Below are 18404 nucleotides of genomic sequence, written 5' to 3'. Positions count from 1 at the left end.
GTAGCTTCCGTCGAGGCCATATTCCTCTCGACCTTTGTACTGATCAGCCAAAACCGGATGTCAGCTGCCGCAGACAAGCGGGCGGATCTGGACCTTCAGGTGAGCCTGCTGACGGAGCACGAACTCACAAAGCTTATTGGGCTTGTCGATTCGATAGCGGATCGGTTGAATGCAAAACCAGCCGTAAGCGATATAGAAGTTGGCGAGATTAAGAGGGACATCGCGCCAGAAGCAGTGCTGGACGAGATCGAATCGAAGCAGCGGGAGACTGCGGAGAAGCTGGACCAGCGCTAGTGTCGTGATTTCGGTTGATTTTGATTTCGGGCTTGGGTCGAACTCGAAATCAAAACGACAGTCGGAATGACAGATCGGTACTGTCGGCAATGCCGCCCTACAGAAGCTTGCTTCTTCATAGGTGGTAACGAAGGTCACTGATGTGTCCAGTTTTCCTTCTAGCTCATGGATGGAGGTCTCCTTCCAGCGCGCCCTGGTCTTCAGCCAGAAAATTGCTGCGGTGACGGCCTCCCGACCTTCACCGGTCGCTCTGCGGTAAAGGCTTTCAGCAACCCGTGCGTTGGCCCATGCTTCCCGCCAGTCGGCGCGGTCGTCATTGAGCACCTTGCCTCTGGCGAGACCTTCTCCATCGCCGAACCGCTCTCGCCATGAGGGATCGTAGCTGACGCCATATGGAGGATCGCAAACGCACAGGTGCGGCTTGACGCCGGTAAGCACCCGCTCGACATCCTCAGCATTGGTGCTGTCGCCGCAGATAAGCCGGTGCTTGCCCAAAAGCCAGACATCGCCGGGCAGGGTGACCAATTGGTCACCAGTTGGTTTGCTTTGTGTGTTCTCCGCATAGCGGCATTGCACCAAACGACCCGCAGCTTTCGAGCCGGAAAACCCTGTGATTTCAATGGGGGAAAGCTAGGGAGTAAAAAGGCGCACTCCCCAGCTTTGGAGAATATCGGCCGACAGAGAGCAAATGAGTCGCTTTCACCACTACAGCGACTCCACAGCTTTTGGCCGAAGGGCCTGCTGTTCTGCGGGGTTTCGGGGCCGCGAAGTCCATGCAGAGAACATTGTGAAAGAATTAAGTGGTAGCGGGAGAGGGACTTGAACCCCCGACCCCAGGATTATGATTCCCGTGCTCTAACCAACTGAGCTACCCCGCCAGGGCGGCGAAAGGCCCGAAATCTGCCTCAAATCAGAGGGCATGTCGAAGCGTTCGCCAAGGTCGGGCGGATATAAGGTTGGGACGCCAAGCCTGTCAAGCATCGATGCAGCCGGTGTCGACGCAGCCGGTCTGGCGCCACACTCTATCGCATCCTGTCGCGTCGCCAAGCTTTTCGGTCTGAGACGTACTTTGTGTGTCCAGGCGGACGCACCTCGCTCTGATGGCCGAAAAGCTTTGCCGGGCAGACAATCGGGCACAGAAATGCCGGGTTGAGTTCGGCGGGGCGCGCCGCTATGTCTCGGCCACGAAATTCTAGAGTTGGAATGATGAAACCGCGCATTGCAGTCCTCGGTTGCGGATACTGGGGCAGCAACCACATCCGCACCCTCAAGGCGCTCGGCGCGCTGCACGCGGTCTCGGACGTCAACCCTGCCCGCGCCGAAGGTTTCGCCAGTGAGCAGGATTGCCTGGCGATCGAGCCGGAGGCGCTGTTTGTGCGCAGCGACATCGACGCCATTGTGATGGCGCTGCCGCCGCAGTTCCACGCCGATATGGCGGTGCGCGCCGTCCAGGGCGGCAAGGACGTGCTGGTGGAGAAGCCGATCGCGCTGACGGTGGCCGATGCCGAGCGTTCGGTGAAGGCGGCGGTCGACAATGGCCGCGTCTTCATGGTCGGTCATGTGCTGCGCTTTCATCCCGCCTTCGAGACGTTGAAGGCGCTGATCGACAATGGCGAGCTCGGCGAGGTCCGCTATATCCATTCGCACCGGCTCGGGCTCGGCAAGTTCCACACCGAGAACGATGCGCTGTGGGACCTGGCGCCGCACGATCTGTCGATGATCCTGGCCATCACCGGCACGGAACCGATCGAGGTGCGTGGCGAAGGGGCAGCGCTCCTCGACAATCTCAGCGATTTCGCGCATCTGCACATGCGCTTTCCCAACGGTCTGCGCAGCCACCTATTCGCGTCGCGGCTCAATCCCTACCGCGAACGGCGGCTGACCGTGGTCGGCACCAAGGCGATGGCGGTGTTCGACGATGTCGAGCCGTGGGAGCGCAAGCTCGCCGTCTACCGCCACGCGGTCTGGCAAGACAGCGGCCAATGGGCCTTCACCACCAACGAGCCGTCCTATGTTGCAGTGGGCGAGGGCATGCCGCTGACGCGAGAGCTCGAGCATTTCATCCAGTGCATCGAGACGCGGGCAGAACCGCGTACCAGCGGCGAGGAAGCCATCAGGGTGCTGCGTATCCTGACCGCTGGCACGGTTGCCCACACCGGATCGTCTTCCTGAGAGAAAGTGCGGCTGTATCAGAGCCTGATCGATCCCGATAGATCGGGATTATCGTCTATTCGGCGGGAATCTGCGCCGGCCGGGCCGCCAGCCGCGTCAGCATCGCCTCGGCCTCGGCGCCGCGTTCGGAACGCTCGATGAAGCCGCCGCCGAAAACGCGGGCCTCGTTGCCGTCGTCGGAATAGAGCACGCAGGCCTGGCCGGGCGCGATACCGGACTCGCCCTCGACCAGTTCCACCGAAGTGATCCCGGCGTTGTGACGCAGCACGGCCGGGCGTGGCGGGCGTGTCGAGCGGACCTTGGCGAAAAGCTCCAGCCCGGCGGCCGGAATATCTGACAGCGCAGCGTCGCCCAGCCAGTTCATGTCGCGCAAATAGATCTTGTGCGTTTCCAGCGCCTCGCGCGGGCCAACGACGACGCGGGCCCGGTCGGCGTCGAGATGGACGACGTAGAGCGGCTCGCCCGAGGCAATGCCGATGCCGCGGCGCTGACCGATCGTGTAGCGCAAAATGCCTTCATGGCGGCCGAGCACGCGGCCGTCGATATGGACGATGTCGCCCGGATTGGCAGCAGTCGGCTTCAGCTTGGCGATGATATCGGAGTACTTGCCCTGCGGCACGAAGCAGATGTCCTGGCTGTCCTGCTTGGCAGCGACCGTCAGCCCCATTTCCTCGGCGATGGCGCGAACCTGCGGCTTCGACAGGCCGCCGAGCGGAAAGCGCAGGTAGTCGATCTGCGCCTGTGTGGTGGCGAACAGGAAATAGCTCTGGTCGCGATCTGCGTCGACCGGCCGGTACAGCGCGCGATGGGCGCCGTTGGCGCCGGAGCGGATGTAATGGCCGGTGGCCAGCGCCTCGGCGCCGAGTTCCTTGGCGGTCGCCAGGAGGTCGGCGAATTTCACCGTCTGGTTGCAGGAAACGCAAGGGATCGGCGTTTCGCCGGCCACATAGCTCTCGGCGAAGGGGTCGATAACCGCCTTGCGGAAACGCTCCTCGTAATTAAGCACATAATGCGGAATGCCGAGCGTTTCGGAGACGCGGCGGGCATCGTCGATGTCCTGGCCGGCGCAGCACGAGCCGGCCCGGTGCGTTGCCGCGCCATGGTCGTAGAGCTGCAGCGTGACGCCGACGACATCATAGCCTTCATGCTTCAAAAGGCCGGCAACAACCGACGAATCGACGCCGCCCGACATGGCGACAACGATGCGGGTATCTTCGGGGCGTCCGGGAAGGTCGAGGCTGTTCATGGTTCTTTCGTTCTGCACGGCGCCTGGATGACGGCGCCTGAATGCCAATGGCCGGAATATAGGTCAAGCTTTCCGGGTGCGCCAGCTTCGCGAACCGGCCGATTTTTTTGAACGGATTCGGGCGCTTGCTGGGCAGATGCCTCAAATGCCGACGAAAAGACTAACGCGGCGTTCATGATCCTTACCTAGCTATTAGGGATCGCTTAGGCAAATTTTAAAGCTGTGGCGGTAATGTGGTGGGGATTGGGTCTTTGAGTTTTTAGTAGAGAGTACGATGACCGATCTTGTTAGACCGCGCGTCAAATATGTTATCGGGCCTGACGGCAGCCCCCTTACGATTGCCGATCTGCCGCCGACGAACACACGTCGCTGGGTTATCCGGCGCAAGGCCGAAGTGGTGGCGGCGGTGCGCGGCGGGCTGCTGAGCCTCGAAGAGGCATGCCAGCGCTACAAGCTGACCACCGAGGAATTCCTGTCCTGGCAGGCGTCGATCGATGAATATGGCCTTGCCGGCCTGCGCACGACCCGCATCCAGCAATATCGGCATTAGGGCTGGTTCAAGGATGTCAAAAGGCGCGGCAATCCGCGCCCTTTTTGCTTTGCCGACAGGTTTTCTCTGCTTCAGACGGTCAGCACCACCTGCCGATCGGGCTGACAAAAGGCATGAGCAGCGCCTGCTTCTTGGAGCAAGCATTTTCGCGTCGACCTTGCCGAGTTCCACAAGCCTGCGCGGTCGGCCCCGAGCCGAACTCGGCCGGAACCTGGTGGGCTGCTCAATCAGATAAGGTCCTGGCCGGAATCGCCTGCGCCCGACACCAGGATGCCCAGGTGCGGGCGGTCGCGGAGCATCAAGGGGATTTGGCAGCGTAGGCCTGAAACTGGCAGTTGCTCGACCTACGAGCGGCGACATTCCAGATGGGCAACGCCCTGATCGCTGGGTGCTGACCGGCCTGAAAGCCTTGTTTTCAGCCGATCATGGCGCTGCGGCCGCCGGTCTCGGCGTCTCGGATCTTGGTGTCGCGTGATTCGAGCATTTCTGCTTTGGAAAGCTCCGCTTCGGCTTCGCCAAGCAGTGATTCGGCAACGCTACGCTGCTGGGCGAGGTCGCTTTGCGAATTTCTGAGATTGTCGCGGCGCAAGCGTGCTGCCTTGGCGAAGGTCGGATAGGCAAAATGGTTGATGTCGGTGATGCCGGCTTTCTTTTCTTCGGCAGTGATCTGGAGTTCCAGTTCGACAGCCATGCGCTCGAATTCGGCGATCATCATGTCGAGTTGCAGCATCTGCCGCCGCTTCTCGTTCACCTGAAACTGCTTCAGCCGAACGAGGTTTTCACGTGACTTCATGATTCGGTACTCCTGGAAACGCACACCTGCACATATCGTCTAATCCGCCTGGCAAACTCAGGCTTCGACCCGCTTCCACCGACTTTACCAGAACTATGGGAAACAAATTCCTAAAGTTTTTTGCCGGCGGTAACCATTCGTTTACGGGCATTGTTAATCATACGGCTCAGGACTTAAGGCCGGGTAAAAATTCCGGCCCCGATGCGGAAGCACGGCTAGCGAGTCCCTGGAGTCACTTAGTCTGGCTTATTAATGTTTTGCATTAGCGGTTTGGTTCTTAGATTCGCTATTAGATTCAACAGGGTGTAGAAAAGGGTTAAAAAATCTGGTACCGTCAACGGCACGGAATTAGGTTTTGTTAACCATTCGATGGCAGCCTCTGCTCAGGCAATCACTGCTCCGGTCCTGGACGGGTCGTGAAATGGTCCGGCAGCAGAAAAGGGGAATGAAATGCGTGTTCTGCTGATAGAAGATGACAGTGCGACCGCACAGAGCATCGAGCTGATGCTGAAATCGGAAAGTTTCAATGTCTATACGACCGATCTTGGCGAAGAAGGGGTCGATCTAGGTAAGCTCTACGACTACGACATCATCCTTCTCGACCTTAATCTCCCCGACATGTCGGGATACGAGGTGTTGAGAACACTTCGCCTTTCCAAAGTGAAGACGCCGATCCTTATCCTCTCCGGCATGGCCGGCATCGAGGACAAGGTACGTGGCCTCGGCTTCGGCGCAGACGACTATATGACCAAGCCGTTCCACAAGGACGAACTGGTCGCCCGCATCCACGCCATCGTGCGGCGTTCCAAGGGCCATGCCCAGTCGGTCATCACCACCGGCGACCTGGTGGTCAACCTTGATGCCAAGACCGTCGAGGTCGGTGGCCAGCGCGTGCATCTGACCGGCAAGGAATACCAGATGCTGGAGCTGCTCTCGCTGCGCAAGGGCACTACGCTCACGAAGGAAATGTTCCTCAACCACCTTTACGGCGGCATGGACGAACCGGAACTGAAGATCATCGACGTCTTCATCTGCAAGCTGCGCAAGAAGCTCGACGCTGCTTCCGGCGGCCAGAACTACATCGAGACGGTTTGGGGTCGCGGCTACGTGCTGCGCGAGCCGGAAGACATCCGCGTCAGCGCCTGAGCTGACGACGCCGATCCGATCGATTTTTCCGACAAAAATCCGGCTTCGGCCGGATTTTGCGTTTTTATGTCGCAGATATTGGAGAGCCGATTTCCGCGGCCATGCGCCAGCGGCGGCGAATCAGCCGGCAAATCTCAAGGTGCGGAAGCGCTCGAGAAGTTGCGGCCGAGTGAACGGCTTCAGCAAATAGCCTTGCGCGCCGGCGCGCTTTGCCCGCATGATCGAAGCGACGTCGACCTCAACCAGCAAAATCAGGATCTGGGGTTGTATCGGACTTTCCATGGCGCGTACGCGGCGAATGACGTCCTCGGCCTGCATGTCCGGCAAGGCGCCGTCGACAATGATGATATCCGGCATGTCGGCAGTGCACATCTCAACCGCATCAAGCCCGCTGGCAGCTTCGATGACCAGCATGTCGGAACCACCCAGGATGCGCTTTGCAACCCTCCTGATGACGCTCGACTCGTTGATGAACATGCAGCGTTTCATTTCCGGGCCCTCTTTGCCATGCGGCAATCCGGCAGCGTCGCGGTCTGGAGGCACCGTAGGATCAATCCGGTAAAGAAGCTGAAAAGCCGATAGGTAAAATTTTTGCAAGAACAGCTTTTACGGAAACTTCTTAACCGATGCTTCGGCCGAACTAGCCTGGATGGCTCATTTCATTCCACCGTGATGGCGTAGTAAATATTGTCTAAAAACTCTTATCTGTTCTTTTCAATCATTTCTTAGCAACTTCAAGCAGCCGAGAGAACGATTTCTTCTGCGGTCGCGTGGATCGATATTGTCATGTTCGCCTCGCGCGCCAAAAGCAGTGTGTAGTAGGGCTGCACCGAATGCGCGTCGATCGGTTCTTCAGGCTTGTTGCCGGAATGGAGCTCCAGGAATTTGGGCGGCACGCGCAGCATCGGACCGCTCGCGGCGAGCGCAAAGCGTGGTTCCGTGTCGAGGTTTTCAAGCGTGACCGTAAGCTTGCCGCCACGCGGAATGGCAGCGTTGGCGACGAGAATGAGGTTGAGCAGCAGCTTTACCTTGTTCTTGGGCAGCAGCGCACGGGGTCCATTCCAGATCAGTTCCGGCTTCTCGTTCTTCAAGAAGGCGATCGCAACGGCCTCGGCATCGCCGGTGTCGATCATCATGCCGGCAGAACCGGCTGCGCCGAAGGCGATGCGGGCGAATTGCAGGCGGGCCGAAGCGTTTCTGGCGCTCTGGCGAATCAATCTCATGGCGTCTTCGTCGGCGCCGCCTTCGTCGAGCAGCTCAAGCCCGTTGTTTATGGCGCCGACCGGCGAAATGATGTCGTGGCAGACCCGGCTGCACAAAAGCGCGGCGAGATCGGGTGCGGAAAGGGTGAAAAGCTCGGCCATCGGCGAAAGTCCCTGCAAAATTTCACTGGAAATGGCCGGGCGATCAACGATCACGCCTGCCCACACGAATCACGCTCGCTCTCCCAAGGCCTACTGAATACACAGCGCCTGAGCGTGCAGCAACAAATCCGGAATTGTCGTTATCGAAAATGGTGTGTTCACCCAGGGTGCGGATACTGCGGGCCGACGCGAAATCAGCGCGAAACCAGCCTACTAACCGCCATCTTCATGTGAAAGCTTAATGGTTGAAAAAGGATTACGGCATAGTTTGTCCTTAACAGTCATCCTTAACGGCCGCCAAAGAGCCGCACGGATGCGAGGCGTCGGCGAAAGTGCTCCCTGACGGAGATTGGAAGCATGTTTTCCCGATACTACGACCGGAGTTTTTTCCGTGTCTTCACAGACCGGAGTTTTCTCCGTGTCTTCTCGATGGCGATCGCTCTCATGGGCCTTGTCGTCTTTTCAACCTCGCCTTCGCGGGCCCAGGAGTACACCGCTCAGGAGATCGTCGATTCCGGTCATAAATTCTTCGGTGCGACGTCGGGCGGGCTCGCCACCGTCGTGGAGAAGATTTTCTCCTCCTATGGCCTGCCCAATGGCTATTTGCTTGGCGAGGAGGGCTCGGGCGCCCTGATCGGTGGCCTGACCTATGGTGAAGGCACACTCTACACCAAGAATGCCGGCGATCACAAAGTGTTCTGGCAGGGCCCGTCTCTCGGCTGGGATTTTGGCGGCGAGGGCTCGCGGGTGATGATGCTGGTCTATAATCTCGACGATGTGAACAGCCTCTACAATCGTTTCGGCGGCCTTGCCGGCTCCGCCTACCTCGTGGCTGGCGTCGGCTTCAACGTGATGAAGAACAACAATGTGCTGCTGGTGCCGATCCGTACCGGCGTCGGCGCCCGGCTTGGCGTCAATCTCGGCTACCTCAAGCTTACCCAGCGCGCCACCTGGAATCCATTCTGAGCAAGTGGTTGCCTCGTCACCGCGATTGTTTCCAGGATCGACGGTCTGAACAATGCTGCGGCAGACCCTTGCCGCGGCACTGGAATTCCGTCATGCGAACGTGGCACAGTCCCTTACGGTTGTTTGCCGTTCATAACGGATAGTCACCTTGGTTCAGTCGGTCCTGTTCTTTGTCCTCGGCTTTCTCTGCGCCGGCTTTCTGGCGCTGATGATTGCCCCGGCCATCTGGCGGCGGGCCGTGATGCTGACGCGTAAACGCATCGAGGGCTCGATGCCGCTGACGCTGGCCGAGATCCAGGCGGAGAAGGATCGCATCCGCGCCGAGTTCGCCATGGCGACACGTCGGCTTGAGATGAGCGTCAAGGCGTTGCGCGAGAAATCGGCCGAACAGCTTGTCGAGATCGGCCGTGGCCGCGAAGCACTGAAGGAACTGGCGCTCGAGCGGAAGGACAAGGAACAGGCCCTTTCCGCGCTCGAGGTCAAGGGCGAAGACCTTCGGCAGCGCAAAGACCAGTTGCAGCTTTTGTCGGATCGGCTTGCTCAAACCGAGGATGCCCTGGAAAAGCGTGTGCTCGAGCTGAAAAAACTGGAGCACATGTATGACGACGCCAGCTTTTCTTCCAGCAGCCGTCAGATCGAACTTGTGGCGCGCGAATCCGAATTGCAAAAGCTGGCCGATGATATTTCAGTGCTGCGCGGTCAGCGCAAGGAGGCGGACAGGCGCCAACAGGAGATCGCGGCCGAGAGCAAGGCCGCGCGAGACGCGTTGAAAGCCGAGAAGAAAAGGACCGGCGAACTGGACAAGAAGATCGAGCGCCTGCTCGCCACGCTTGCCGATCGCGAGGACAAGCTTGAACGCCGCGAAAAGGAAATCGCGCGGCTTCGCGAAAAGCTGAAAAGCGAAAGCGTGGAAAATGCGTCGGCGGCGGTGCGTCTCGTCGGAGCGCAAGGCAGTCAGGCCGATGTGGCCGTCAAGGGCGATATGGAAAAAGCTATCGCCAGGCTCGACAGCGACCGGGAGCAGTTGGAGGCGAGATTGACGGCACTGGCCAGCGAGAACAAGCGGCTGAAAACGGATCTTGCCGCCGACGCGGCATCCAGATCCGAAGGCGCCAGCGCTGCGTTGCGCGAGCAGATGAGCGACCTGGCGGCGCAGGTCGTAGCCCTGACGGCGAAGCTCGACGGGCCGGAATCGCCGATCGCAAAGGTTCTTGCGGCACCCAACCCACCAGGAAGCGGTGAACGCAGCCTTGCCGATCGCGTGCGGGCGCTGCAGCAGGCCGAATCGGGGCATTGAGCCAAGGCAGTGATGCTGACTTCTGCGGCTCAGGTCCTGCTTGCCGAGAAATGATGCAAGGCGATGGCTGACGCGGCGGCGACATTCAGGCTGTCGAAGCCTTCTGTCATATTGATCCGCACCGTCCGCAGGCGGGCGAGCAGCATCTCGGGCAGGCCTTCGCCTTCAGTGCCGAGATAGAGTGCCAGCCGTTCGGTCCTTTTCGCATCGCGGATGTCGGTTTGTCCGCGCGGCGACAATGCGAATTGGCCGAAGCCCAGCCGATCGAGCGCCGCGGTAAAGCCGACGGTCTCAGCGAAGGAGGCAAAAGGAACTTTCAGCGCGGCGCCGACCGAAACGCGGATCGCCTTGCGGTACAGGGGATCGCAGCAGGTCGCGTCCAGAAACACGGCATCGGCGCCGAAGGCGGCGGCGTTGCGAAAGATCGAGCCCATATTGTCATGGTTGGCGATGCCGACCAGCGCGACGATCAACGCGCGGGCGGGCAGGGCATCCAGCAAGGCCTCTGCAGGCTGCGCCTCGCCCTTGCGGCCGATCGCCAATATGCCGCGATGCATGTGAAAGCCGGCAATCCTGTCCATAACCTCGCTGGCCGCCACGTAGACCGGAAGGTCCGCGGGCGCCTTGCGCAGGGTTGCGTCGAGGCCTGCCAGCCGGTTTTCGAGCACCAGCACCGATTCGGCGGCAAAGCGTTTGGCCGCGAGCAACATTTCGAGCACCACCTTGCCTTCGGCAACGAAACGACCCTGCCGGCCGGCAAGATCGCGCTCGCGAATGTCGAGATAGGCGGCGACGCGCGGGTCTTGCGGGTCGTCGATACGAATGCTGCGCATGCTTGCCTCAACTGACCCGCATCGGCCCGATCGTGGTGGGTTTTGCGACAGCACGACGCGTGGATCCAAAGTGTCAGAGCGTACCTTCTGCGTCCAAGTGGACGCAAGTCGCTCAAAAGCGCGTCGCGTTCGACCGACCTCAACCGACCTCTCGCGACGCGCTTTAGGTTGTTGTTTTATGCATGTCGCTATCGCAAAACCGCTGCACGGGCATGCTTTTGCGCGACATGCATTAGGAGTCGTCAGCGAGGCAAGGGGCGCTCGGACCAGTTCTTATCTTATGCATGTGCCGGCTTTGGGCGACATGCATTGGCCGGTCAAGTCCCGGAGCGACGCGAGCGGTATGCCATCTGCGATAGCTCACCCTCGCCGAAAACCCCGTCCAGCGTGTTGAGAAGTTCGCGCACGGCATCGGATTTGCAGGAATAGTAGATCATCTGCCGGTCGCGCCGGGTCTCGACGAGATCGAGCGCCCGCAGTTTGGCCAGATGCTGTGACAGGGCGGATTGGCTGAGCAGAACCTTTTCGGCGATAGCGCCGACGGACATTTCACCTTCGGCCAGGTGGATCATGATCAACAGTCGTTTCTCGTTGCCCATCAGCGTCAGAAACGAGGCCGCTGATTCGGCATTGGCGATTAGCTTTTTCGAGACCATCGATCCCCCATACCTTCCTGCTCCTCCGGCGCTATGGGGGCAATAGCGTCTGATTCCATAGGCTCACTTGCGAATTTGCGCTGGCGATTCAACGCGACCGGGAAAGCGTAGAACATCTAGCTCAAACCTCAAGACTTGCTTTCGACCCGGCGCGATTAACTGTCGGACTGTGTTTAATCCGCCACTCGGCCGGTTTTTGCCATGTCGACCAGAACATGCCTGAGCTCGCGCGCCGTCCTCAATGGCTCGGGAAAGAACACCCGGCAGATATCGTCGCCCAATGCCAGGTCCATGCCGTCGGCGTCAAAGCCGGTGACGACCCAGCCGTCGCCCGCCGCCTTGGCGAAGTGGCGCGCGTAGACGGCAATTGCGTCGCTATGGTCGGCATTCATATGGTCGAGGGCGGATTGTTCGCCAGCGGCAAGCTCTTCGACGATCGGCGCGGTCGTGACCAGATCGGCGCGTTCGAGCAGGTAGGCCTTGCCAAAGCCGCCGTTGAGACTGGCGCGCTCCAGCTCTAGGCGGAAGATCGAGAAGTCGCCAAGGCCGGCATAGAGCTTCGCCTTGGGGTTGCGGTTGAGATAGCGCCGTTCGGCGCCGGCGTGCTCGTCGGATCCACGCTCAAGCCGTGCCGCCCGACTGACGAGCGTCAACCGTGGGTGCGCCAGCGGGTCGCCCCTGCCGGGCTCGCCGACAAGCAGCGAACAGCGCGGGTCGGCAAGGATCGCGCCGGTATGGGCGGACAACATCGATACAAGGATCAGCGGCGTGCCGTCGATATCGGTGGCGACACCAACCCTGCTGGCCAGCGGCGAACCGGTGCCGGGCTCGATCACCGCCAGCGCGCCGAAACGGGCACTGCGGATCAGCGTCTTCGCCAGCCTGATCGCTTCGGCGTCGGTCTCGCGGATCACGTCCTTCTTCCGATCGTTCAAATCCACACCGTCCTAAGCTGATCTTTGCTCTCCAGTTATCAACCTATCACACGGGATTTGACAAGGGCCCCAGATTTGAAAAGGGCCTCAGTCTCGCTTTCCGAAAGACCGAAGCGTGCCAGCACCGTCGCCGCCTGACAATCGTGATCGGCCGGCATGGCGGCAAGCGTCGGCCGGGAGCGCGAAAAGCGCGGCGCTGGGGCGGGGCGCTCAAGCGCACCCGACTTCAAGAAGGCGTTGCGAGCGCGATTGTGCGGATGATCCCTGGCTTCCCGCAGCGACAAGACCGGTGCGACGCAAGCATCGGTCGCAGCAAAGAGACGGTCCCAGTCGTCCCGTGACTTTTGCCCGACCCGATCGACAATGGCGGCCCGCATCTGCGGCCACAAATACCTGTCGTATTGGCCGCGTACAAAAATCTGGTCGAGCGGCAGCAGTCTTGCGAATTCGGCGAAGAACCGGGGCTCAAGGCAGCCGACGGCGACGTGCCGTGCGTCCGCGGTCTCATAGGTGTCGTAAAAGGGCGCGCCGGAATCGAGCAGGTTCGTGCCACGCGTGTCACTCCACAGGCCCGCCGCCATCAGGGCGTGCACAGGTGTCGCCAGCATTGAAGCGCCCTCGGTCATCGCGGCGTCGATCACCTGACCCTTGCCGGAGCGCGAGCGCTCAAACAGGGCGGCCAGTGCGCCGGCGACCAGCATCATGGCGCCGCCGCCGTAGTCGGCGACAAGATTGAGCGGTGGGACCGGCCGGCCGCCTTGCTGGCCGATGGCATGCAGCACACCCGAATAGGCGAGGTAGGTGATGTCGTGGCCGGCACGTCCCGATAGCGGACCGTCCTGACCGAAACCCGTCACGCGGCCGTAGATCAGGGCCGGATTGCGCGCCAGAACCGCATCCGGCCCGAGACCAAGCCGCTCCATGACATCGGGACGAAACCCTTCGACCAGCATGTCGGCCTTTTCGGCAAGGCGCAGCACCAGTTCGGCGCCTTCCCAGCGCTTCAGGTCAATCCGCAGGATGGAGCGGCCGTGACAGTCGATGTCGTATTCGTCCGGTAGCGCCAGAAACGGCTGGCTCGATCCAGCCCGCTCGATGCGCAGCACCTCGGCGCCCATCTCCGACAGCATCAGGCCGGCCAGCGGCACCGGTCCAAGCCCGGCCATCTCGATCACCGTCAGGCCGGCGAGCGGGCCAGTCTTCGCCTGAAGGGCGACTTCGGCACTCATGGTCGGCTACTTCGGCGCCATGCGGATGGCGCCATCGAGGCGGATGGTCTCGCCGTTGAGCATCTGGTTTTCGATGATATGCAGCACAAGGGCTGCATATTCGGAAGGCTCGCCGAGACGGGACGGGAAGGGCACCGCGGCGCCGAGCGTATCCTGCACCTCTTGCGGCATGCCGGCCATCATCGGCGTCTTGAAGATGCCGGGCGCGATGGTGCAGACGCGAATGCCCGACCGGGCAAGATCGCGCGCCACCGGCAGCGTCATGCCGACGACGCCGCCTTTGGAGGCTGAATAGGCCGCCTGGCCGATCTGACCGTCATAGGCGGCGACCGATGCCGTGTTGACGATGACGCCGCGCTCGCCGCCCTCCACCGGCTCAAGCTTCGCGGCCCGGTCGGCGACGAGGCGGATCATGTTGAAGGTGCCGATCAAATTGACCTCGATCACCTTGCGGTATTGGTCGAGCGGGTGCGGACCGTCCTTGCCGATCGTCTTCATGCCGATGGCGATGCCGGCGCAATTGACCAGGATACGGGGTTCGCCGAACTTTTTTACCACTTCTGCCACTGAAGCAGCACCGCCGTCGGCGCTGCTTACGTCGCATTGGATGGCGATGCCGCCGATATCGGCCGCGATCTTCGCCGCACGCTCGATGCCGAGGTCGAGGATGGCAACGCCGGCGCCCTTTGCGGCCAGTTCACGTGCCGTCGCTTCTCCGAGGCCGGAGCCGCCACCGGTGACGATCGCAATCTGGCCGTTCGGGTTCATGTCGGCGTCCTCCATCTAAAGCGCGTCGAACTGAACGGACTCAATCGAAGCGCTTTAAATCTCTGTTTTTGTTGCATCTCGTTACCCAAAACCGCTGCGCACTTTTGGGCGACATGCACCATCGGCAACATGCTACGAAGCCTGACAGTATGGCGCAACAGCATCCGGATGGTCACGCCATCGCGGCGATTTGCGCGGCAATCCTTGCCTGATCGGCGTGGCAAACCTCCCCCACCAGCCGTGCCATCGCGCCCGGCACGATCTCATGCGACAACAGCCGGTCAGGATCGACCGGGCGCGGCATGGAGATTTGCCCACGCGGGATTCTCTTGAAGCCGAGCGGGCCGTAATAGGGCTCGTCGCCGACAAGCATCACCGCCGGCATGCCGGCCTTGGCGGCGGCCTCTAGCGCGATCGCCACCAGCCGGCGGCCAATGCCGAGATTCTTGTAGGCCGGCCGCACGGCAAGCGGTCCGAGCATCAGCGCGCGGCCGGCGCCGGCCGCGATGCGCGTCATGCGCACAGAGGCGACGACGATATCGCCATCGACGGCCACGAAGGACAGAGCGCGTTCATGCGGGCCGCCCTCACGGATCTTGTAGGCGCCCAGCACGAAACGGCCCGGCCCGAAGGCTTCGTCGTTGATGGTTTCGATTTCGGGGTCATGCGCCGGAGTTTCCGGCAGGTATTTCACGTCGGCAAGGCTCATGGTCTTTGCGTTCCGGTAGACGGGGAAAGGTTTGCTGCAAACGGCAGCGTTCGCCGGTCAGCGCTTCATCAAGCGCGGGCGCCCTTTCGTCGTCGGTCGAACCGGATCAAGGCAAAGTCAAGCATGCGGATTTTCCGCTAGCACCAATCTTCAGCCACTGCAATCGGCCGTTTGCTGCCGCCATTCGTTTGCCGCCTTCGTTTGCCGTCATTCGTCTGCCGCACCGGGCGATTGACGAACTGTTCAACGCCTGGCGATTTCCGCATCGTCGGTTTGTGCCTAAATCCCTACGAAGAGGAAAGGACATCACATGGGATTGCTGGTCGACGGCAAATGGCAGGACAGCGGGTACGACACCAAGGCGAGCGACGGCGAATTCGTGCGGGCGCAGTCGCAATGGCGCGACTGGGTCACGGTTGACGGCAGGCCGGCCGAAGGCCGCACGCGCGGCTTCAAGGCCGAGCCGGGCCGCTATCATCTCTATGTCTCGCTTGCCTGTCCCTGGGCGCACCGGACGCTGATCTTTCGGGCACTGAAAAAACTCGAGGACGTGATTTCCGTCTCGATCGTCCATCATTTCATGGGCGCCAACGGCTGGACCTTCCTGGCCGAGGACGGCGCCACCGGCGATACGCTCTGCGGCCTCGACTTCCTGCATCAAATCTACACCAAGGCCGATCCCGCCTATTCCGGCCGCGTGACGGTGCCGGTTCTGTGGGACAGGCGAGAACAGACAATCGTCTGCAACGAGTCCTCCGAGATCATTCGGATGCTCAATTCAGCCTTCGACAAATGGGGCGATGCCAGCCTCGATTTTTATCCGAAAGCACTGCGCGGCGAAATCGACGCGGTCAACGCTCTGGTCTATCCATCAGTCAACAACGGTATCTATCGCGCCGGCTTCGCCACCACGCAAGCGGCCTATGAGAAAGCGTTTGGTGAACTGTTCGCGGCGCTCGACCAGCTCGAGGATCGCCTATCTCGCCAGCGTTATCTCGTCGGTGACCGCATCACCGAGGCCGATTGGCGGCTGTTCACCACGCTGGTCCGCTTCGACCCGGTCTATGTCGGCCATTTCAAGTGCAACCTGCGCCGCATCGCCGACTATCCGAACCTGTCGAACTATCTGCGCGACCTCTACCAGGTCCCGGGCGTCGCCGGCACGGTGAGCCTGCACCACATCAAGGCGCACTATTACGGCAGCCACGCAACGATCAACCCGACGCACATCGTGCCGGTCGGGCCGGAACTGGACTACGCGGCGCCGCATGATCGGGCGCGGTTCAGGAAGGCAGCGTGATCTACCAGAAGGGCGATGCCGCCGCGCCGCTGAAAATCTCGGCAATCCGCCGCAACGTGGCCGGCGTCGTTGCTTCCGGCAGGCGGTCGAGCGGAAAGAAGCCGGCTGCGGCGATCTCGCGGTCCGGCAGCTTCGGCGCTGTCTGATTGAACTGCTCGACCAAATAGAGGCCGACATGGTCGCGGCGGCTGGCCCGACGGTTGAAATGCATCGATTTCAGCACCGGCGGCGCGGTCAATGCAATATTGCCCTCCTCGGAGAGCTCGCGCGCCAACGCCTCGATCATCGTCTCGCCCAGCTCGACGCCCCCGCCGGGAAGCTGCCAGCCCGGTACATAGGTATGGCGAATGAGGAAGACGGAACTGGACGTGCGATCGTGGATCAAGCCACGCACCCCAAGCGTCATCGGCCGCCGCAGCACGAAGTACAGATGAAACAGCCTTGCCCTGAGACCCGGCCAGCCGGTCTGGCGGAAAGCTTGCTCCGGATCGGGCCGCATCATCACCCACGAAACCGTGGGTGGAAAGCAGCGCGTGCGTCGCTTATGAAGGAGGGATGTTCAGGCTCGCGCATATTTCCGATATCCACTTGGGACCGCTTCCCGGTGTAACCTATCGCGATCTCGCCTCCAAGCGGGTGGTCGGTTACGTCAACTGGCAGCGCAATCGCCGCCGCCACATGCGCGACGCCGTCATCGACACCATCGTCGCCGATATCAAGGCGAGCGCACCCGATCACCTTGCCGTCACCGGCGATCTGGTCAATCTGGCGCTCGATGGCGAGATCGAGATGGGCAAGCACTGGCTGGAGACGCTGGGCTCCCCCGACGATGTGTCGGTCGTTCCGGGAAACCACGACGCCTATGTGCCCGGTGCTTTCGACAAGTCCTGCCGGTCGTGGACGGCGTGGATGACCGGCGACGGCGTCAATACGCCGGTCGACCGCGAAGCCTTTCCCTATCTGCGCGTGCGTGGCAACGTCGCGCTGATCGGTGTCACGACGGCGCGGGCGACGGCTCCGTTCATGGCCAACGGCTTTTTTCTGGAAGACCAGGCGGAAAGGCTGCGGGACGTGCTCGATGCCACGGCCAAACGCGGGCTGTTCCGGGTGATCATGATCCACCATCCGCCGGTGCGCGGCGCCGTTTCGCAGCCCAAGCGGCTGTTCGGCATTGCCCGCTTCCAAAAGGTCGTTCAGCGGCACGGGGCCGAGCTTGTGCTGCACGGCCATTCGCACGAGCCGACGCTGTTCTCGATCAATGGGCGCGGCGCCAAAATTCCAGTGGTCGGCGTCGCTGCCGCAGGGCAGGCGCCAGGCGGCAGGCGTCCAGCGGCGCAATATAATCTGCTGGAGATCGATGGTGAAATAGGCAACTGGCGGCTCAGGCTGACGCGACGTGGCCTGACCGGGCCGGCCATCCCGCCTGCCGATCTGGAGGTTGTGGAGCTTGGCGCGGACGCTATGGCGTGAAACTCAGTCCCATCGCAACGAGGCGGTCCCAGAACAACACGATCGATACCGCCAGCCCGACCAGGGCGCCGGCAGCGATCAGGCCGAGACCGGAGAGAAAGGCTGACCAACGCTTGCGGCGCTTGACGGATCGCAGCGGCGGCTCGGCTTCCGGGACCAAGGCACGTTTCAGGCCGGCAGCCTGCTCGACCCCGCCTTCCAGCATTCTCTGGCGTTCGATGACGCGCTCCGCGACGTAGCGCGTCACCTGATCGGCAACCGGTTTCATCTCGGTCGATTCGGCGAGCACCACGCGGCCGATGCGCGTGTCCTTGAGGAAGCGATAGGTGCGGCGGTCGCGCCCCATGGCGACATGGCTGACGGCGTCGATCCAGAGGCGCGGCTGCAGCCCGGACGAGACGGCGAAGTCGAAATTGTCCATGTCGGCGGGCACGTCGGCGAAGACCGGCGCGAGTTCGGCGGCAAGCAATTCGAGCCGCATGCGATGCGCTTCGCGCATGTCGACCACGACGTCGTCGCGGTCGGCGAAAGCGTTTTTCACGTCGCGGATGGCGTCCGACAATTTTCGCGACTCATCGGCCTGGCTTATGGTCTCGGCTGCATCCTTCATCGGCGTTGCCTCGCGTTTGGTTAACACCGAATTAACATAGTCGTTGGCAAAATGCAGCAAAATGCG

At 61.3% G+C, this 18404-nt stretch carries 20 protein-coding genes and 1 tRNA gene; 8 read left to right on the top strand and 13 right to left on the bottom strand.

The genetic code is table 11. From position 1 onward, the window contains the following. A partial coding sequence (locus AC0L2M_RS13915; RefSeq protein WP_473535132.1) for a DUF1003 domain-containing protein occupies positions 1-294 on the top strand: 294 nt, incomplete at its 5' end. Between the two features lie 801 nt (positions 295-1095). Here AC0L2M_RS13915 and AC0L2M_RS13910 read toward each other — a convergent pair. After that, positions 1096-1172 (bottom strand) — tRNA-Met (locus tag AC0L2M_RS13910). 328 nt (positions 1173-1500) lie between these two features. On the opposite strand from AC0L2M_RS13910, the gene AC0L2M_RS13905 reads away from it, so the two are divergent. Further along, positions 1501-2466 (top strand): Gfo/Idh/MocA family protein, encoded by a 966-nt coding sequence (locus AC0L2M_RS13905; RefSeq protein ID WP_023797942.1) that lies wholly within the window; start codon positions 1501-1503, stop codon positions 2464-2466. Positions 2467-2521: 55 nt separating this feature from the next. Here the strand turns inward: AC0L2M_RS13905 and mnmA are convergent, their stop codons facing one another. Beyond that, complete coding sequence (gene mnmA / locus AC0L2M_RS13900; protein ID WP_473535131.1) at positions 2522-3712, bottom strand: tRNA 2-thiouridine(34) synthase MnmA; 1191 nt, start codon at positions 3710-3712, stop codon at positions 2522-2524. A gap of 274 nt (positions 3713-3986) precedes the next feature. On the opposite strand from mnmA, the gene sciP reads away from it, so the two are divergent. Further along, entirely contained in the window at positions 3987-4262 is a 276-nt protein-coding gene (gene sciP, locus AC0L2M_RS13895) for a CtrA inhibitor SciP (protein ID WP_006203587.1), read from the top strand. Positions 4263-4677: 415 nt separating this feature from the next. On the opposite strand, the gene AC0L2M_RS13890 is transcribed toward sciP, so the two are convergent. Further along, the gene (locus tag AC0L2M_RS13890) at positions 4678-5055 is read right to left on the bottom strand and encodes a flagellar export protein FliJ (protein WP_023797940.1); all 378 of its coding nucleotides are present in this window, start codon (positions 5053-5055) and stop codon (positions 4678-4680) included. A gap of 450 nt (positions 5056-5505) precedes the next feature. Between AC0L2M_RS13890 and ctrA the strand changes: the two genes are divergently transcribed. Continuing rightward, the gene (gene ctrA / locus AC0L2M_RS13885; protein ID WP_006203583.1) at positions 5506-6201 is read left to right on the top strand and encodes a response regulator transcription factor CtrA; all 696 of its coding nucleotides are present in this window, start codon (positions 5506-5508) and stop codon (positions 6199-6201) included. 120 nt (positions 6202-6321) lie between these two features. Here the strand turns inward: ctrA and AC0L2M_RS13880 are convergent, their stop codons facing one another. Next, entirely contained in the window at positions 6322-6690 is a 369-nt protein-coding gene (locus AC0L2M_RS13880; protein WP_473535130.1) for a response regulator, read from the bottom strand. A 245-nt stretch (positions 6691-6935) separates the two neighbouring features. Continuing rightward, the gene (gene chpT / locus AC0L2M_RS13875) at positions 6936-7565 is read right to left on the bottom strand and encodes a histidine phosphotransferase ChpT (RefSeq protein WP_023797937.1); all 630 of its coding nucleotides are present in this window, start codon (positions 7563-7565) and stop codon (positions 6936-6938) included. Positions 7566-7922: 357 nt separating this feature from the next. Here chpT and AC0L2M_RS13870 point away from each other — a divergent pair, with 357 nt between their 5' ends. Together AC0L2M_RS13870 and AC0L2M_RS13865 are read left to right on the top strand one after the other, a co-directional pair. Further along, complete coding sequence (locus AC0L2M_RS13870) at positions 7923-8531, top strand: DUF1134 domain-containing protein (protein ID WP_023797936.1); 609 nt, start codon at positions 7923-7925, stop codon at positions 8529-8531. A 148-nt stretch (positions 8532-8679) separates the two neighbouring features. Then, entirely contained in the window at positions 8680-9828 is a 1149-nt protein-coding gene (locus AC0L2M_RS13865; RefSeq protein ID WP_128169350.1) for a coiled-coil domain-containing protein, read from the top strand. Between the two features lie 29 nt (positions 9829-9857). Here AC0L2M_RS13865 and AC0L2M_RS13860 read toward each other — a convergent pair whose 3' ends face one another. From AC0L2M_RS13860 to AC0L2M_RS13835, 6 genes are all read right to left on the bottom strand, one after another. Continuing rightward, positions 9858-10661, bottom strand: a complete 804-nt coding sequence (locus tag AC0L2M_RS13860) for a TrmH family RNA methyltransferase (protein ID WP_473535129.1) — start codon at positions 10659-10661, stop codon at positions 9858-9860. 317 nt (positions 10662-10978) lie between these two features. Continuing rightward, the gene (locus AC0L2M_RS13855) at positions 10979-11317 is read right to left on the bottom strand and encodes an ArsR/SmtB family transcription factor (RefSeq protein WP_128169352.1); all 339 of its coding nucleotides are present in this window, start codon (positions 11315-11317) and stop codon (positions 10979-10981) included. A 173-nt stretch (positions 11318-11490) separates the two neighbouring features. Continuing rightward, a complete protein-coding gene (locus tag AC0L2M_RS13850; RefSeq protein ID WP_031254499.1) occupies positions 11491-12252 on the bottom strand; it encodes a HugZ family pyridoxamine 5'-phosphate oxidase in 762 nt (253 codons plus the stop codon). 38 nt (positions 12253-12290) lie between these two features. Next, on the bottom strand, positions 12291-13481 hold the full coding sequence (locus AC0L2M_RS13845; RefSeq protein WP_128169354.1) for a CaiB/BaiF CoA transferase family protein: 1191 nt from the start codon (positions 13479-13481) through the stop codon (positions 12291-12293). Positions 13482-13487: 6 nt separating this feature from the next. Next, complete coding sequence (locus AC0L2M_RS13840) at positions 13488-14249, bottom strand: 3-hydroxyacyl-CoA dehydrogenase (protein ID WP_473535128.1); 762 nt, start codon at positions 14247-14249, stop codon at positions 13488-13490. A gap of 172 nt (positions 14250-14421) precedes the next feature. After that, a complete protein-coding gene (locus AC0L2M_RS13835; RefSeq protein WP_128174312.1) occupies positions 14422-14958 on the bottom strand; it encodes a GNAT family N-acetyltransferase in 537 nt (178 codons plus the stop codon). A gap of 310 nt (positions 14959-15268) precedes the next feature. Here AC0L2M_RS13835 and AC0L2M_RS13830 point away from each other — a divergent pair, with 310 nt between their 5' ends. Then, positions 15269-16258: a glutathione S-transferase family protein gene (locus tag AC0L2M_RS13830; RefSeq protein ID WP_473535127.1), complete on the top strand. Its 990-nt coding sequence runs from the start codon at positions 15269-15271 to the stop codon at positions 16256-16258. 1 nt (position 16259) lies between these two features. Here the strand turns inward: AC0L2M_RS13830 and AC0L2M_RS13825 are convergent, their stop codons facing one another. After that, positions 16260-16760, bottom strand: a complete 501-nt coding sequence (locus tag AC0L2M_RS13825; RefSeq protein WP_031254497.1) for an NUDIX domain-containing protein — start codon at positions 16758-16760, stop codon at positions 16260-16262. 53 nt (positions 16761-16813) lie between these two features. Between AC0L2M_RS13825 and AC0L2M_RS13820 the strand changes: the two genes are divergently transcribed. Further along, complete coding sequence (locus AC0L2M_RS13820; RefSeq protein WP_023797927.1) at positions 16814-17728, top strand: metallophosphoesterase family protein; 915 nt, start codon at positions 16814-16816, stop codon at positions 17726-17728. Here AC0L2M_RS13820 and AC0L2M_RS13815 read toward each other — a convergent pair. Next, positions 17718-18338 carry a hypothetical protein gene (locus AC0L2M_RS13815; RefSeq protein WP_023797926.1) on the bottom strand — a complete coding sequence of 207 codons (621 nt, stop codon included), beginning with the start codon at positions 18336-18338 and terminating at the stop codon, positions 17718-17720. The two genes, AC0L2M_RS13820 and AC0L2M_RS13815, sit on opposite strands and share 11 nt — an antisense overlap. Between the last annotated feature and the right edge of the window lie 66 nt (positions 18339-18404).

Source organism: Mesorhizobium sp. WSM4806, assembly GCF_055811635.1.
Note: the sequence above shows the minus strand (reverse complement) of the source record. Positions and strands in the feature narration are given on the sequence as shown.

What these genes read in the sequence shown, in the direction of transcription:
- AC0L2M_RS13905 (WP_023797942.1), top strand. Translation starts at nt 1,501, where the DNA reads ATGAAACCGCGCATTGCAGTCCTCGGTTGCGGATACTGGGGCAGCAAC.
- mnmA (WP_473535131.1), bottom strand. Translation starts at nt 3,712, where the DNA reads ATGAACAGCCTCGACCTTCCCGGACGCCCCGAAGATACCCGCATCGTT.
- sciP (WP_006203587.1), top strand. Translation starts at nt 3,987, where the DNA reads ATGACCGATCTTGTTAGACCGCGCGTCAAATATGTTATCGGGCCTGAC.
- AC0L2M_RS13890 (WP_023797940.1), bottom strand. Translation starts at nt 5,055, where the DNA reads ATGAAGTCACGTGAAAACCTCGTTCGGCTGAAGCAGTTTCAGGTGAAC.
- ctrA (WP_006203583.1), top strand. Translation starts at nt 5,506, where the DNA reads ATGCGTGTTCTGCTGATAGAAGATGACAGTGCGACCGCACAGAGCATC.
- AC0L2M_RS13880 (WP_473535130.1), bottom strand. Translation starts at nt 6,690, where the DNA reads ATGAAACGCTGCATGTTCATCAACGAGTCGAGCGTCATCAGGAGGGTT.
- chpT (WP_023797937.1), bottom strand. Translation starts at nt 7,565, where the DNA reads ATGGCCGAGCTTTTCACCCTTTCCGCACCCGATCTCGCCGCGCTTTTG.
- AC0L2M_RS13870 (WP_023797936.1), top strand. Translation starts at nt 7,923, where the DNA reads ATGTTTTCCCGATACTACGACCGGAGTTTTTTCCGTGTCTTCACAGAC.
- AC0L2M_RS13860 (WP_473535129.1), bottom strand. Translation starts at nt 10,661, where the DNA reads ATGCGCAGCATTCGTATCGACGACCCGCAAGACCCGCGCGTCGCCGCC.
- AC0L2M_RS13855 (WP_128169352.1), bottom strand. Translation starts at nt 11,317, where the DNA reads ATGGTCTCGAAAAAGCTAATCGCCAATGCCGAATCAGCGGCCTCGTTT.
- AC0L2M_RS13845 (WP_128169354.1), bottom strand. Translation starts at nt 13,481, where the DNA reads ATGAGTGCCGAAGTCGCCCTTCAGGCGAAGACTGGCCCGCTCGCCGGC.
- AC0L2M_RS13840 (WP_473535128.1), bottom strand. Translation starts at nt 14,249, where the DNA reads ATGAACCCGAACGGCCAGATTGCGATCGTCACCGGTGGCGGCTCCGGC.
- AC0L2M_RS13835 (WP_128174312.1), bottom strand. Translation starts at nt 14,958, where the DNA reads ATGAGCCTTGCCGACGTGAAATACCTGCCGGAAACTCCGGCGCATGAC.
- AC0L2M_RS13830 (WP_473535127.1), top strand. Translation starts at nt 15,269, where the DNA reads ATGGGATTGCTGGTCGACGGCAAATGGCAGGACAGCGGGTACGACACC.
- AC0L2M_RS13825 (WP_031254497.1), bottom strand. Translation starts at nt 16,760, where the DNA reads ATGATGCGGCCCGATCCGGAGCAAGCTTTCCGCCAGACCGGCTGGCCG.
- AC0L2M_RS13820 (WP_023797927.1), top strand. Translation starts at nt 16,814, where the DNA reads ATGTTCAGGCTCGCGCATATTTCCGATATCCACTTGGGACCGCTTCCC.
- AC0L2M_RS13815 (WP_023797926.1), bottom strand. Translation starts at nt 18,338, where the DNA reads ATGAAGGATGCAGCCGAGACCATAAGCCAGGCCGATGAGTCGCGAAAA.